The 14592-nt window shown below is 60.4% G+C and carries 13 protein-coding genes; 5 read left to right on the forward strand and 8 right to left on the reverse strand.

Annotated features, from left to right (window positions below; all coding sequences use genetic code 11):
- Positions 1-499: 499 nt before the first annotated feature.
- Positions 500-1774, reverse strand: a complete 1275-nt coding sequence (gene waaA / locus CXF97_RS04140) for a lipid IV(A) 3-deoxy-D-manno-octulosonic acid transferase (RefSeq protein WP_101156437.1) — start codon at positions 1772-1774, stop codon at positions 500-502.
- A gap of 11 nt (positions 1775-1785) precedes the next feature.
- Positions 1786-2682, reverse strand: a complete 897-nt coding sequence (locus CXF97_RS04145) for a LysR family transcriptional regulator (protein WP_101156440.1) — start codon at positions 2680-2682, stop codon at positions 1786-1788.
- A 107-nt stretch (positions 2683-2789) separates the two neighbouring features.
- Here CXF97_RS04145 and CXF97_RS04150 point away from each other — a divergent pair, with 107 nt between their 5' ends.
- The 4 genes from CXF97_RS04150 (at position 2790) to CXF97_RS04165 (ending at position 6294) form a co-directional block, all read left to right on the forward strand.
- Positions 2790-3122 carry a multidrug efflux SMR transporter gene (locus CXF97_RS04150; protein ID WP_101156442.1) on the forward strand — a complete coding sequence of 111 codons (333 nt, stop codon included), beginning with the start codon at positions 2790-2792 and terminating at the stop codon, positions 3120-3122.
- A gap of 186 nt (positions 3123-3308) precedes the next feature.
- Positions 3309-4484, forward strand: coding sequence for an FAD-binding oxidoreductase (locus CXF97_RS04155; protein ID WP_101156445.1), 1176 nt, complete (start codon positions 3309-3311; stop codon positions 4482-4484).
- Positions 4481-5293 carry an aldo/keto reductase gene (locus CXF97_RS04160; protein WP_101156447.1) on the forward strand — a complete coding sequence of 271 codons (813 nt, stop codon included), beginning with the start codon at positions 4481-4483 and terminating at the stop codon, positions 5291-5293. The genes CXF97_RS04155 and CXF97_RS04160 overlap by 4 nt, the downstream gene beginning before the upstream one ends.
- Before the next feature lie 32 nt (positions 5294-5325).
- Positions 5326-6294: a metal ABC transporter ATPase gene (locus tag CXF97_RS04165; protein WP_101156449.1), complete on the forward strand. Its 969-nt coding sequence runs from the start codon at positions 5326-5328 to the stop codon at positions 6292-6294.
- Positions 6295-6370: 76 nt separating this feature from the next.
- Here CXF97_RS04165 and hldE read toward each other — a convergent pair whose 3' ends face one another.
- The 3 genes from hldE to CXF97_RS04180 form a co-directional block, all read right to left on the reverse strand.
- On the reverse strand, positions 6371-7792 hold the full coding sequence (hldE, locus tag CXF97_RS04170) for a bifunctional D-glycero-beta-D-manno-heptose-7-phosphate kinase/D-glycero-beta-D-manno-heptose 1-phosphate adenylyltransferase HldE (RefSeq protein WP_101156451.1): 1422 nt from the start codon (positions 7790-7792) through the stop codon (positions 6371-6373).
- A 99-nt stretch (positions 7793-7891) separates the two neighbouring features.
- Entirely contained in the window at positions 7892-9697 is a 1806-nt protein-coding gene (msbA, locus tag CXF97_RS04175) for a lipid A export permease/ATP-binding protein MsbA (protein ID WP_101156454.1), read from the reverse strand.
- Positions 9698-9712: 15 nt separating this feature from the next.
- Positions 9713-10885, reverse strand: coding sequence for an O-antigen ligase (locus CXF97_RS04180; protein WP_101156456.1), 1173 nt, complete (start codon positions 10883-10885; stop codon positions 9713-9715).
- Positions 10886-11035: 150 nt separating this feature from the next.
- Here CXF97_RS04180 and CXF97_RS04185 point away from each other — a divergent pair, with 150 nt between their 5' ends.
- Positions 11036-11602 carry a lipopolysaccharide kinase InaA family protein gene (locus CXF97_RS04185; RefSeq protein ID WP_256589685.1) on the forward strand — a complete coding sequence of 189 codons (567 nt, stop codon included), beginning with the start codon at positions 11036-11038 and terminating at the stop codon, positions 11600-11602.
- On the opposite strand, the gene CXF97_RS04190 is transcribed toward CXF97_RS04185, so the two are convergent.
- Genes CXF97_RS04190 through CXF97_RS04200 form a run of 3 tightly spaced genes read right to left on the reverse strand, consistent with a single transcriptional unit; the run spans position 11597 to position 14515 of the window.
- On the reverse strand, positions 11597-12688 hold the full coding sequence (locus CXF97_RS04190) for a glycosyltransferase family 4 protein (protein WP_101156461.1): 1092 nt from the start codon (positions 12686-12688) through the stop codon (positions 11597-11599). The two genes, CXF97_RS04185 and CXF97_RS04190, sit on opposite strands and share 6 nt — an antisense overlap.
- 54 nt (positions 12689-12742) lie before the next feature.
- The gene (locus tag CXF97_RS04195; protein ID WP_101156464.1) at positions 12743-13504 is read right to left on the reverse strand and encodes a hypothetical protein; all 762 of its coding nucleotides are present in this window, start codon (positions 13502-13504) and stop codon (positions 12743-12745) included.
- 54 nt (positions 13505-13558) lie between these two features.
- Positions 13559-14515 carry a glycosyltransferase gene (locus tag CXF97_RS04200; protein ID WP_101156467.1) on the reverse strand — a complete coding sequence of 319 codons (957 nt, stop codon included), beginning with the start codon at positions 14513-14515 and terminating at the stop codon, positions 13559-13561.
- Between the last annotated feature and the right edge of the window lie 77 nt (positions 14516-14592).

Below are 14592 nucleotides of genomic sequence, written 5' to 3' on the forward strand. Positions count from 1 at the left end.
GACTCTCCAGATCAAAATCCGGGTGCTCGCTGACCAGTTCAATATCGATGCGGTAGAGGGTGCTGATCGCTTCGGTGCCGCTGAAAGCCAGTACCTGGAAGTCGTGACGGATAGCAGGAATCTGCAACACAAAATGCGCTGCTTTGGTGGACGGAAACATACGCTTGTCCTTAAGCAAAGAGGAAAAGAGCGATGTGGAAACCGTCCCTGGTCTGTGCTCGCGAGAACTGCCGGGCACGCTATCAAGGTGAAAAAAGGATTGATGTAGGGTGCTTCCTCAAAGTCGGAAGGAAACTTCCCTCACGAACTCGGCCATTCAACAGGCACAAAAAAACCGACATCACTGTCGGTTTTTTGTGGATCACTGCGCCGGCGGCCAAGGCGCAGTTGAAAGCCCGGCCTTAGGCTTTAAAAAGCAAAAGATCGCAGCATGCCGCAGCTCCTGCAGTCAGGAAGGCATTTCTCCTGTAGAAGCTGCGGCACGCTGCGATCTTTTTGCTTACTTGATCAATCTACCCAAACCATCCAGCAGCCGCTGCAACGCGCCCTGATTGCGCCGCATCACCGCCAGCCCCGCCTCGGCCATGCGCTGCGCATCACGCGGCAATTCGAACAAGCGTTGCACTTCAACCGCCAGCCCTTGGGCATCATCCACCTCGGCCAATGCACCGGCCTCGCGCAGTTGCGCGGCGATGTCGAGGAAGTTGAACAGGTGTGGGCCGCTGAGTACCGGTTTCGCCAGCGCGGCGGGTTCGAGCAGGTTGTGCCCGCCATTCGGCACCAGACTGCCGCCGACAAAAGCGCTGTCAGCCAAGGCATAGAGAAACAGCAACTCGCCCATGGTGTCGCCAAGCAGCACGCTCGTCTGCGCAACGACATTGGCCCCGGTCGAGCGACGCACCGTGGCGAAACCTTCGCGCTGGCACAGGTCGAACACCGAGTTGAAGCGCTCCGGATGGCGTGGCACCAGAATCAACAATGCATCCGGATGATTGGCCAGCAGGCGACGATGGGCGTCGAGCACTACTTCGTCTTCGCCCTCGTGGGTGCTGGCCGCGATCCACACCGGACGTTCCTGTGCCTGCCATTGGCTACGCAACTCGGCTGCGCGTTGCAGCAGTTGCGGGTCGATGGTTAGGTCGAATTTGATCGATCCGGTGACCTCGACGGTTTCAGCCCGCGCGCCGAGATAACGGAAGCGCTGGGCTTCGGCTTCGGTCTGCACGGCAAACAAACTCATCTCGGCGAGCATTGGCGCAGTGAGTTTGCGCAAGCGACCATAGCCCTTGGCGGAACGCTCCGACAACCGTCCATTGGCCAGCGCCACCGGAATACCGCGCTTGGCACACTGATGAATGTGGTTGGGCCACAGCTCGGTTTCCATGATCACCGCAAGTTTCGGCTGCACGCGATCAAGAAAACGCGCCGCCGCACAAGGCAAGTCATACGGCAGATAGCAGTGTTGAATGCGCGCCTCGTTGGCGAACAGTGCCTGAATCCGCTCCGAACCGGTCGGGGTCATGCAGGTCACGGTGATCGGCAGCGCCGGATAACGCTCCAGCAGCGCGCGGATCATCGGCGCGGCGGCAATGCTTTCGCCCACCGACACCGCGTGCACCCAGATGCCACCGGACTGCAAGGTCGGCATGCCATAAGTAAAGCGCTCGCCAATGCGTTTGGCATACGCCGGCGCCTTGCGCGCGCGCAGCCACAGCCGAATCGCCACCAATGGCAGCCCCAGGTAAAACAGCGCGGTGTAGAGAGTTCTATTCATGGCGGCGGAGTTTATCGGCTTTTGTCGCCGATCGCCCGCAAGTGCACGGCAAAACGTTCCGCCAGCCAGTGCGCGGCCGGGCCGAGCGGTTCGTCGCGACGCCAGACCAATTCCACCACCAGTGCCGGCGGCGTCCATTCGCTGTCGAGCTCAACCATCTGGCCCTGATACGCCGAGTACTGTACAACGTGGCGCGGTAACCACGCCCAGCCGAGATCGCGCACCAGCCATTCGGACATCACGTAAAAACTGTCGGCGCGCCACACCTGCGGGCTGGCCGGCTCGTTGCCGGGGTAGACGCTGGTCTGCGTCGACATCAGCAGTTGTCGGTGTTGCGCCAGTTGCTGACAGGTCACGTAGGGCAACTTGGCCAACGGGTGATTGACGCCGCACACCGTTACCATTTCGACGCTGCCGAGCACGCGGCGCTCAAGCGCCTCGGGGATTTCATCGTGGTAGAACAGCAGGCCGAGGTCGGCGCGACGCTCGACCAGCTTGCGCGCAACTTCGCCCTGGGCGGCGCTGGTCAGTTGCACTTCCAGGCTGGGAAACTGCTCGGCCAGTTCGCCGAAACTTTCCACCAGCGCCTGATAGGGCATCGCCTCGTCCTGCGCCACACGCAGCTGCGCCTCCTGGCCGCGCAGCATGGCCATGGCGCGGCCGTTGAGGCGCTCGCACTGGCGCAGCACTTCCCGCGCTTCTTCCAGCAAGGCCTCGCCCGCCTCGGTCAGACTTGGCTGGCGACCGCTGCTGCGTTCGAACAGGCTCACGCCCAAATCCTCTTCGAGCATCGCAACAGCACTGCTGATCGCCGATTGCGCCTTGCGTTGTCGGCGCGCCACGGCGGAGAAAGACCGCTGTTCAGCGACATCGACAAATACCCGTAGCTGCTCAAGATTCCACTGCATATGGATTTCCCACCTATCTATGGATCAGATAGGTAATGACTTTACCCCATCTGAGCAATCACTAGAATGTCACCTCAGCAAGCAACGATTTATTTGAGGATCGAACCATGAACGCCTACGTCTATCTGGCCATCGCCATCTGCGCCGAAGTGATCGCCACCGTTTCGATGAAAGCGGTCAAGGGCTTCAGCACGCCACTGCCACTGGTGCTGATCATCGTCGGTTACGGCATCGCGTTCTGGATGCTGACGCTGGTCGTGCGCACCGTGCCGGTGGGCGTTGCCTACGCTGTCTGGGCGGGGATGGGCATCGTGATGGTCAGCGTCGCGGCGCTGTTTCTGTACGGGCAGAAACTGGATATCCCGGCGATGCTGGGGATGGCGCTGATCGTGCTGGGCGTGGTGGTGATTCAGCTGTTCTCGAAAACTGCCGGGCACTAAAGAAAAAACACGTCCCCCTGTGGGAGCGAGCGAACGCGGTGTGTAAGGCAACAGATACATCGACTGACACGCCCGAGCAAGCTCGCTCCCACATTGGTTTTGTATCTGCCCGGTTGATTTTCGACAAATCCGCCCCTTTCCCGAGTCTGTATACTGCGCCCTCGTCTTGAACACTGAGGTCGCTGCATGCCATCCGTTATTTCCACCGACGTTCTGATTGTCGGCGCTGGTGTCGCCGGCCTCTGGCTGAATGCGCGCCTGCGCCGCCAGGGTTTTTCGACCGTGCTGGTGGAAAGCGCCAGCCTCGGTGGCGGGCAGAGCATGAAGTCCCAGGGCATCATTCACGGCGGCGCCAAGTACGCGCTGCACGGCGCGCTGACCGGTGCTTCGGAAGCGATCGCCGACATGCCACGCCGCTGGCGCGAAGCGCTGGCCGGGACTGGCGAGCTGGATCTGTCCGGCGTACGCCTGCTGTCCGAAGCGCATTACCTGTGGTCGCCGGGCACGCTGGCCGGCAACCTCACCAGTTTCTTCGCCAGCAAAGCCGTGCGTGGCCGGGTCGATCAGGTCAAGGGCGACGAACTGCCGCCAGCCCTGCAGGACAAGCGCTTCAAGGGCAAGGTCTATCGCCTCGCCGAACTGGTGGTGGATGTGCCGAGCCTGATCCAGCGCCTGGCCGAGCTGGCCGGTGACGGTCTGCTCGCCGGGCAGGTTATCGAACCACTGCTGGAAGCCGGCGTGCTGGTCGGCCTGAAAGTCGACGGCCGTGAGATCCGTGCCCAGCGCATCGTCCTCAGCGCCGGTGCCGGCACTGCCGAACTGCTCGAAGCCCTGGGCCTGAGCCGTCCGGCCATGCAGCGCCGCCCCCTGCACATGATCCTCGCCAAAGGCCCCGGCTTGAAACCGCTGTACGCGCACTGCCTGGGCGGCGGCACCAAGCCGCGCATCACCGTGACCACGCACCCGGCGGCTGATGGCCAGTGGGTCTGGTACATGGGCGGTGACATCGCCGAAAGCGAAGGCGTCGCTCGCGAGCCGGCCGAACAGATCGCCACCGCGCAAAAGGAAGTCGCGCAACTGTTGCCATGGATCGACCTAAGCACCACGCAATGGGCAACCCTGCGCGTCGATCGCGCCGAGCCGTTGCAGACCGGCCTGACCCGTCCGGACAACGCGTTCCTCGCCGAGGAAGGTCGCTTGCTCGTCGGCTGGCCGACCAAACTGGCGCTGGCGCCAGACTTCGCCGACCGCGTCATCGCTTCGCTGCAGCGTGACGGCATCCAGCCGCAAGCGACCGAGCCGCTGCCGCCGCTGCCGAAACCGCCACTTGGCGTACCCGCCTGGGAGCAACTGCTGCCATGACCATCGCCACTCTGCACGAACTGCATCGCCCGCTGGGCAACACCGGTCTGAGGGTTTCGCCGCTGGGTCTGGGCACAGTCAAACTCGGCCGCGACCAAGGCGTGAAATACCCTAACGGCTTTCAGATTCCCGGCGACGACGAGGCGCGCATGCTGCTGCGCCAGGCGCGGGATCTGGGCATCAACCTGATCGACACCGCGCCGGCCTATGGTCGCAGCGAAGAACGCCTCGGCCCGCTGCTGCGCGGCCAGCGTCAGGACTGGGTGATCGTCAGCAAGGTCGGCGAAGAGTTTACCGACGGCGTGTCGCACCATGACTTCAGCGCCGCGCACACGCGGATGTCGGTCGAGCGCAGCCTGCAACGTCTGGAAACGGATTTTATCGATCTGGTTCTCGTGCACTCCGACGGCAACGACATGGCGATCCTCGAGCACGAAGAGGTCTACGCCACCCTCGCGGCGCTGAAGGCCGAGGGCAAGATTCGCGGCTTCGGTTTCTCCGGCAAAACCGTCGAAGGCGGCTTGAAAGCGCTGGAGCACGGCGACTGCGCGATGGTCACCTACAATCTGAACGAACAAAACGAAAAGGCGGTCATTGACTATGCTGCTGCCCACGGCAAAGCCATTCTGGTGAAAAAAGCCCTGGCCAGCGGTCATGTCTGTCTGAGTCCGGGAGTCGATCCGGTGCGCGCCAGCTTCGAGTTGCTGTTCACTCAGCCCGGTGTCGCCAGTGCTATTGTCGGCACCATCAATCCGCTGCACCTCGCCCATAACGTAGCGACCGTTGCCAAGGTACTGCGTAATCACTGACGCCGCCCCGCGGCCTTAAGCCAGGAGCCGATATGCCGCGCACGCTGATCCGCAAGAACCCGAGCAACTTCAAGACACTGCCGCTGTTCGTCGAAGCCACGCCTGATGGCCTGAGCTACCAGAGCGTCGGCATGCCGCTGAATTTCGCCCAGACCCTGCAACGGCGCAAACCGGTCAGCGTCGCCGACAGCGAACGCTTTGCCCTGGAACTGGCCAACCTCGGCGTTTCCGTGCGCCTGACCCTGCACTGGCAGAACCGCGATTACTGGGTGCTGGTACGCCAGCGTCGGCAGGATCGCGGCGATGTGGTGCTGAAGCTGATTTCCGGCTATGTGCCGGCCCACGAACTGAACATTCCGCTGCATACGGCAATTCAGGAAATTGCCGAAGAGTGTTTGCTGGAAACGCCGGAAGGCTGGCTTGGCGGGCGCTTCAACGACACCTGGCTGCCAGCGCCCTATTCCGCCGCGCTGCATTACCGCGAGGCGTTGCCGTTTCGCCTGACGCCGCTGTCCGGTTCGGCGCGCCCGGTGCGCTGCGCCAACCTGCAATTGTTGGAGCGGCCACGGGCCTACGTGCATTTGCCGACGGCGTCATTGCAATTGATCTATGACCTGCGCCTGGACGTACCCAAGGAAGCCAAATCCCTGAGCCTGTTTCATGTCGACGAGCGTCTGGAAGGCGATCAACTCGTCGCGCGGCTTGATCGCAAACGGCCTGATCTGTACTTGATGCCATTGCATGACGGTCAGCCGCTGCCTGAACTGTATACCCTGAAAAAGGATCAACTGTATCCGGCGAGTACCCGCGGTCTGTACCTGGCTGAAAGCTTTGCCCGACAGGAAGGCTGGCTGGTGCGCGATGAGCGGATTCGCTGGAAGGACTGGTTGCGTCAACAGGGTCTGACGCCACCGGACAAGGCCACCGGACTGGCACGCCTGCGCGGCAAGGCGAGGCAGCTGCTGAAGAAAATCGTGCCGCGCAAGAAAGTGAATTCCTGAAAGCAAAAGATCGCAGCCTGCGTCAGCGCCTGCACAATTCTGTTCAGACGCTGGCGCAGGCTGCGATCTCTTGAGCTTATTGGCCGCGGATCTTTTCCACGATTGCTGTCGTCGAGCTGTTCTCCACCAGCCCCAGCACTTTCACCGTGCCGCCATAGGCGGTGACGATATCCGCACCGACTACCTGATCGATGCCGTAATCGCCACCCTTGACCAACACGTCCGGCTTGACCTCGCGCAGCAGGTTTTCCGGCGTGCCTTCAGAGAAGCTGATCACCCAGTCCACAGCGCCGAGACCGGCGAGTACCGCCATACGCCGGTCAACGCTGTTGATCGGCCGGCCCGGGCCTTTCAAGCGGCTGACCGAGGCGTCATCGTTGACCGCCACGATCAGACGATCGCCCTGCGCCCGCGCCTGTTCCAGATAGGTGACATGGCCGGCATGCAGGATATCGAAGCAGCCATTGGTGAAGACAATTCGCTCGTTGTGCGCGCGGGCATCGTCAACCGCCAGCAGCAGTTGCTCAAGACCCAGCACGCCTCGCTCCGAACCTTCCTCGCGCTGAATGGCGCGGCGCAGCTCCGGGGCGCTGATCGCTGCTGTACCGAGCTTGCCGACGACGATGCCTGCGGCCAGATTGGCCAGCGCGACAGCGTGCGGCAGTTCTTCGCCAGCGGCGATGGCTGCTGCCAGGGTCGAAATCACTGTATCGCCGGCGCCGGTCACATCGAACACTTCACGGGCGCGGGCCGGCAGATGCAACGCCGGATGATCCGGACGCAACAAGGTCATGCCGTGTTCGCCACGGGTCACCAGCAACGCGCCGAGGTCGAGCTCCTGCATCAGCACGGCGCCTTTGCTTACAAGCTCGTGCTCGTCGGCGCAACCGCCGACGATGGTTTCGAACTCGCTGAGGTTCGGCGTGATCAGGCTGGCACCGCGGTAAATCGAAAAGTCCTTGCCCTTGGGATCGGCCAGCACCGGAATGCCTTTGGCACGGGCGGCCTGGATCAGGGTCTGGTGATTTTTCAGCGCACCTTTGCCGTAATCCGACAACACCAGCACTTTGATGCCTTCCAGCAGCTCGTCGACCTGCGCGGCCAAGGCCAGCGCATCGGTGGCGAACACCTCTTCGAAATCGATACGCAGCAGTTGCTGGTGCCGGCTCATGACCCGCAGTTTGACGATGGTCGGCTGATGAGCGATGCGCTGAAACAAGGCGCGAACGCCAGCACCTTTGAGACTGTTGCTCAGGCTGTCGGCGGCTTCGTCATCACCGGTTACGCCCACCAGCGATGCCGGTGCACCCAGCGCGGCAATGTTCAGCGCCACGTTGGCGGCGCCGCCCGGGCGATCCTCGATCTGCTCGACCTTGACCACCGGCACCGGTGCTTCGGGGGAAATCCGTGAGGTTCCGCCATGCCAGTAACGGTCGAGCATGACATCGCCGACCACCAAGACAGGGGCTTGATCGAATCGCGGCATCGACAATTTCATGGAGCAACCCACATACAAAATGAACAGGGGCGCGATATTAACAGGATCGCGCGCGCCGGGAATACACGCGGGTGAGGCAGGCTCACCCTTGTCTGCAGATCACGCAATGTCTTCAGCCGGGGCATCCAGGCCCATCGCATGCAGGCGTGCGTAGTAGCCATTGTGGGCAAGCAACTGGGCATGAGTGCCGCGTTCGACAATCTCGCCCTGATCCATGACCAGAATCAGATCGGCCTTCTCGATGGTCGACAAGCGGTGGGCAATGACCAGTGTGGTGCGGCCTTTCATGACATGGTCGAGTGCCGCCTGAATGTGCCGCTCGGACTCGGTATCGAGCGCCGACGTCGCTTCGTCGAGAATCAGCAGCGGCGCGTTTTTCAGCAGTGCGCGGGCAATCGCCAGGCGCTGACGCTGTCCGCCAGACAACAGCACACCGTTCTCGCCCACCTGGGTATCGAGGCCTTGAGGCATTTGCGCGATGAAGTCCATGGCAAATGCATCCCTAGCGGCCTTCTCGATGTCCTCGCGCGGCGCCCCTGCCAGATCGCCATAAGCGATGTTGTTGGCAATGGTGTCGTTGAACAACGTCACATGCTGAGTGACCTGCGCCACGTGGCGGCGCAGGTTGCGCAGACGGTAATCCTCGATCTCGACGTCATCGAGCAGAATCTCACCGGTTTCGTGATGGTAGAAACGCGGAATGAGACTGGCCAGCGTCGACTTGCCGCTGCCGGAACGCCCGACCAAAGCGATCATCTGACCTGGCGACGCGGTGAAGCTGATGTTTTTCAGCACTTCGCGTTCAGTGCCCGGGTAAGTGAAGCTGAGGTTGTTCACCGCCAGATGGCCACTGACCCGATCACGCTCGATCGTGCCGGTATCGATTTCCGGCTCGACGTCCAGCTGCTCGAAAATGCTTTCTGCGCCGGCCACACCTTTCTGAATGGTCGAGCTGACTTCGGACAATTGCCGGATCGGTTTCGGCAGCAAGCCCGCAGCCGTGATGTACGCAACCAGATCACCGGCCGTCGCATCGCCGCGCAGGAACAACACCAGGAACATCAACACGGCCATGGCGGTGTAGATCACCAGCTGCAGCATCGGTGTATACACCGCGCCGGTCTTGGTCATGCGCAATTGCTTGTCGGTGTTGCTCTGGCTGGCCGCTGCAAAACGCTGCTGCTCATAAGCCTCGCCACCGAAGCTGCGCACGACGCGATAGCCTTGAATGGTTTCGGAGGCAACATGGGTCACATCGCCCATGGCCACTTGAATCTTCTTGCTCTGCTTGCGGAATTTCTTGCTGGTGTTGCCGACCATGAACGCGATCACGGGCAGGATCGCCAGCATCACCAGGGTCAGCTTCCAGTTCATCCAGAGCAGATACGCGAACAGGAAAACGACCGTAAGGCCCTCGCGGATCACCACTTTGATGGCGTCCGTGGCGGCGCCGGTGACCATGGTCACGTTGAACGTGATGCGCGAGATCAGATGACCCGAGTTATGGGTATCGAAATAGCGGTTGGGCAGTACCAACAGCTTGTTGAACAACTCGATACGCAGGTCATGCACCAGGCCCAACGAAACTCTCGCCAGGTAGTAATTGCCAAGAAACGACCCAAGGCCTTGCCACGCGGCGATCAAAATGATCAGCAACGGTACAGCCATCAACAGCTGCACGTCTCGCAGATAAGGAACGTTGGGGAAGAGCACCGCTTCAGGGTTGCTCAGGCCATCGACGAAATACTTGAGAATCCCGGCCAGCATCGGTTGCGTGGAGGCAAAGATCACAAAGCCCACGATACTCAGCAGGAAAAGACCGATATAGGGTTTTACGTACCCCAACAGCCGAAAGTAGATTTTCAGGCTGGATTCCTGTTCCGCTTTGAGCGGTGCGTCACTCATCGTAGAGCTCACTGGTTAAGAAGAACGCGAAATTTTATCACAAGCGCCGCCATTGGCCCGCGCCCATACCAAAACGCTGGCAAGCCCCAACGGCAGCCAGCTGATGAACCACTCGGCACGAGGGGTGCCGGTCAGGCTGGCAGCATCGAACTGCATCGCCAGCGTCGAGAACAGCCAGATACCGATAACCCCGCGGGCATACAGCGTTTCCCGAACCCTCCACGCCTGGAAAATCACGCCGAACCAAACGGCAGACCATAACACCAGTCCCGGCAAACCCAGCACGATCGCGACATGACTGAACAGGTTATGGGCGTGATCGAAAGTCATACCCGACCACAACACCCGGTAATCCCCACCCAGACCCAGCCCACCCCACGGATGTTTGGCGATCATGTCCAGAGAAGCCATCAGAATCTGCGGACGGTAAGAGACCCCACGCGCCAGCACCAACGGCTCGAACAGCCATAGCGCCACAATCGCCACCACCAGTGCAACGGCTGCGACGATTCGGCTGCGGCGGTCACGGCACCAGATCGGCATGGCCAATATGGTCAGAAACAACGCCAACGCCGCGCCTCGGCTCTGACTCATCAGGACAAAGATAACCAGCACCGCCAACGCCAGCGCCCAGATCCCTTGACGCATCGCACCCTGCGGCGCCCACAGGGCCAGCCACACTGCCGCCAGGCCAATGACATAGCCGCCGAGAATCGGATGAGCCAGCTCACCCAGCCCTTCTACCCGGGCAGTCCAGACGTTGCCATCAATGACGTAGAACCTGACGATGGCCACCAGCGCCGTGATTGCCAATCCCAGCCCGCCCCATTGCATGAGGCGAATCAAACGCTCGGGGCGGCCGCTGGCAAACACCGGAAAAAACAGCAGGAACACCACGATATACAACAGGCGCTTGGCTTCGCGACCGGGCTCCGGTGTGTTTGTCCATGCCAGACTGACCAGCGCCCAGATCAGCAATCCAAGCAACGGCAGGTAGATCCAGCGTTGCTCAAGGAGTACTTCCCTGACGCGATGACGAGCAGACCAGCCGAGCAATAACGCCGGCAACCAGACGAGAGCGACCAGCCCCTGTTGGTAAACCTTGTTGGTGGGCGCTACGGCAATGGCCAATAGAAACCACAAGAGCCCCGTCGCCATCCATAGTTGCGCCCAGCGTGTTTCCTGCATCAATCTGCTCCTGACAAGGGTTCGCCCATGCGACGCGGCATGGTTAAAATCGAAACTTTTCGGCATCATTGCCCGCTACAACACCCTGCACTTTCGACAAGGTTTCCTACGATGCGATGCTCCCGGCTTTCACAAGCCGCTCTAGACCAAATGATCGACGCTGCCAAAGTGCTGGAGGCGGACAGCTACGGGCCGAAAGTCTACCTGCTGCAGGATGGAAAAATTCTCAAACTGTTCCGTCGCAAACGGTTTTTTTCATCCGCGCTGCTTCGCCCCTACTCCCGGCGATTCATCGACAACGCCATCGAGTTGCAAAAACTCGGCGTGCCGACCCTGCAGATCCTCCAGTTCTTTTGTCTCGAAAAACCAGGCATGACCGCCGTGCTGTATCAGCCTCTGCCAGGGCAAACGCTGCGTCAGATCGCCAGTAAACAAGGGTTCGACTGGAAGCAGGCGTTGCCGGATCTGGCCGCTCTGATACGCAGCCTGCACCGGTCGGGCATCTATTTCCGCTCCCTGCATCTTGGCAACATCGTCGTCACGCCAGACAACCGCATGGGCTTGATCGACGTCGCCGACATGCGCTTCACCCGCGGACCGCTGCCAAAGCGCCTGATCAAACGCAACCTGCAGCATTTCGCACGCTATATTGCGCGCGAAAAGCTGAACGACAGCTTTCCGATGCAGGCACTGGAGCGCGCCGTCTTGTCCTCATGAAAACAATGCGCGGGCAGCCTGGCTGAAGCTCGACCAGGCCTCGTCCGGTGCAAGCATGCGGTATTGCTCGGCATTGATCGCTTGAGATGAGGCACGGAAGGCGCGGTCGATGGCCTCGGACCAGGCTTTGGTGTCATTGACCGGGGCATACCAGCCGGCGCTGCCCAGTTGTTCGCTGAACACATCCAGATCGCTGCACAAAACCGGTACGCCGGCCATCACCGCTTCCTGCATGACCAGACCCAGGCCCTCTTCCAGCGAAGGGATGGCAATCCAGTCGAAAGCACGGTAAAGCTGCGCGGCTTCGGTCAGATGTCCGGTCAGCAAGACGCTGTCGCTCAAGCCGAGCGCCTCGATGCGCTGCTGCAGCGCCGCGCGTTTGGAACCTTCACCAATGATGACCAGGCGCAAGTCCGGACGATTGACCCGTACTGCAGCGAAAGCATCAAGCAGATAACCGAAACCCTTCTCCGAGACCAGGCGCCCCACCGCGCCCATGACAGGAGCGCCTTGCGGCAACCCCAAACGTGTCCTGGCCTGCTCGCGAGTGAACAGTTCAGCGCGAAACGCCATCGGATCGAATGCACTTCGCAACGGGGTGACTGGCATCTGCAGGTCGCTGGTCAGTGAATCGGCAAGGGTGGCGGAAACGGCAACCAATGTCAGCCGGGACGCAGGGAGTGATTGAAACAGAGCCTGATCTCCAGCGTTCAAACGCGCCGAACCGTGGAAGATCACCACGGCGCGGATATGCGCCAGCTTCTTGAGGACCGGCAATAACGTGCGCGCGACGCCCACGCCGTCCAGCAACACCAATCGAGCGTCACTCTCCACCAGGGCCTGACGAAATCGCGCCTGCATAAAGGGTTTGGCCAAGCGCCAGAAATGCCGCCCCTTCAGGCGGGCCGACGATAACCGCCACTCCCGCACCTCGCCCACATCCGCGCCGCACTCTGCTCCTTGCCCCTGAAGCAGCCAGGTTTTGACCACCGCCGAAGGCGAGGCCTGAGAGAGAATTTGCTGGTGCACTTTATGGATTGATGCGAACGGAGCGCCACCGGCCCACATGATGTTGAGAATATTCATAGGACAGAGAGCCGTTGCGTGGATTTGCTGGGACAAGCAGCGGCGTGCGTTAACTCAGTTGATGAACCAGCCAATGCAGACTCCCAGCAACAGAAACAAGGCAATTTTAATCTGCTCGCGGCGATTGCGGCGCGCTTTGCGTTCACGCTCGACATCCGTTTGCACATGCAGACCGAAACCGGTGTGCATGACCGCGTCTGCCTCAAGGATCAAGGCCTCCCTGTTGAGTTGCGAATAGCGCTGTGACAAGGCCTTTTCGCCACCGTGCCCGGCGAAAGGCGCGCACAACCGATAATCCTCAAGTCGGCGCAACCCGGGATTCAGCGAGAAACCCTGCCACTCCGGCTTGTCGGAAATCAGCGGATAGCATGCGACGCCATCGACGATCTCGCGCGCGCCCAAACGGATATAAGGGCTGTGCACACGCAGATCGTGATTATAGCTGCGCAACCAGATCTGCAGAATTTCCGGCCGAGCCTCCAGAATGGTCATGGAGTCTTCCACGAACCCGGGACGGTAGAACTCCCAGTCGTCTTCGCAATGAAAGATATACGGTGTAGTGACTTGCCCGTAGGCCAGGTCGATCGATGCCAGCTGGCCCAGCTTCGGACGATTGACGAAGATCGTGCTGTGCTCTTTCCAATGAGCAGGCAGAATCGCGGCAACGCCTTCGTCGCCAGCATCTTCGGTGATGAACACTTCACGAATGGGTGCCGTGTTGTACCGGTCGAAGCTATCGAGAGTGGTCTTGAGCAGATCGAGTCGACCGCAGCTGGTAACCACCAATGTAATCTGGCTTTCTTTGGAAAATTGCACCGAGATCTCGTTAATCAGAAGTCGCCAGCAATATCACTGGCTGTATGAGACTTGTCAAATGCCCACTTTCAGGCGGATTTTTTCCAGCAGACTCAGCGGAGCACGCTCACGCAACGATGGTTCAAGTTCTTCAACGATGCGCTGACCGATCCGCGCGAAACTGAACTGATGCACCGCCAGCTCACGACCGTTGGCAGCGATGCGCTGCGCCAGTTGCGGATCCTCGCGCAGCCTGGCCAGCTTTTCCTGCAGCTGCGCGATGGTCTGATAGAACACCACGTTATGCATGTCCTGCAAACCGAGCGCCGCGTTTTCGGCGGCGCCTTGATCATAGGCCAGCAGGACGCAGCCGCAAGCCATGGCTTCGAAGTTTTTGATCATGAACTCGCCCATGCCCACATCCGCGCTGACAAAAAAGCGGATACGGTTGAGCGTCTCAAGGTATTCGTTCCCTGACTTGGTACGCGTTACCAGCAGCGGCTCGACCTGACCCAACTCATCCAGCAATGCCTTGCGCCCACTGTAGGCCACACTGTTGGTGCTGCCGACGAAAGCGAGTTCGATATCCCGCTCGCGCCCCAGATCCTGCAACTGCGTCTGATCATAACCCTTGGGTACGAACACGGCGTCGAAGCCCTCCGAGCGCAGACGTTCGGCAACTACGAAACCGGAGCTGATCACCCGCGCCCAGGGCAACCGGCGATAATGCGCACTGAACTTGCCGGTGTACTTGCAAGGAATGTAATTCTGATAGGCATCGTGTTCCAGAATCACCAGATTGGGCACGGTGCGGATGAACCCGACCTGACGGATCTCCTGCTTGAAACGCAGGAAAAACACGATGCGGTCATAGCGCGAAACATCGACTTCACGGCGGAAGTATCGACGCAGGTTGCGCTGTTCGTCGCCGCTCAACCAGCGCAGATCACACTCACAATGGGCTGCCACACCCTCGTACAAACGATCGAGAATGGCTCGCTGATCTTTCTGCACCAGAAATAGAACTTTCATTGTCTTCCTTGCCGCAACAGCAACCCGAGCAAACCTGAACATGCCCGCCCGCAAGAAAGTCTTGCGCGGGCTCCTGT

Origin of the sequence: Pseudomonas sp. Choline-02u-1, assembly GCF_002836515.1 — a bacterium.
Classification (GTDB): domain Bacteria; phylum Pseudomonadota; class Gammaproteobacteria; order Pseudomonadales; family Pseudomonadaceae; genus Aquipseudomonas.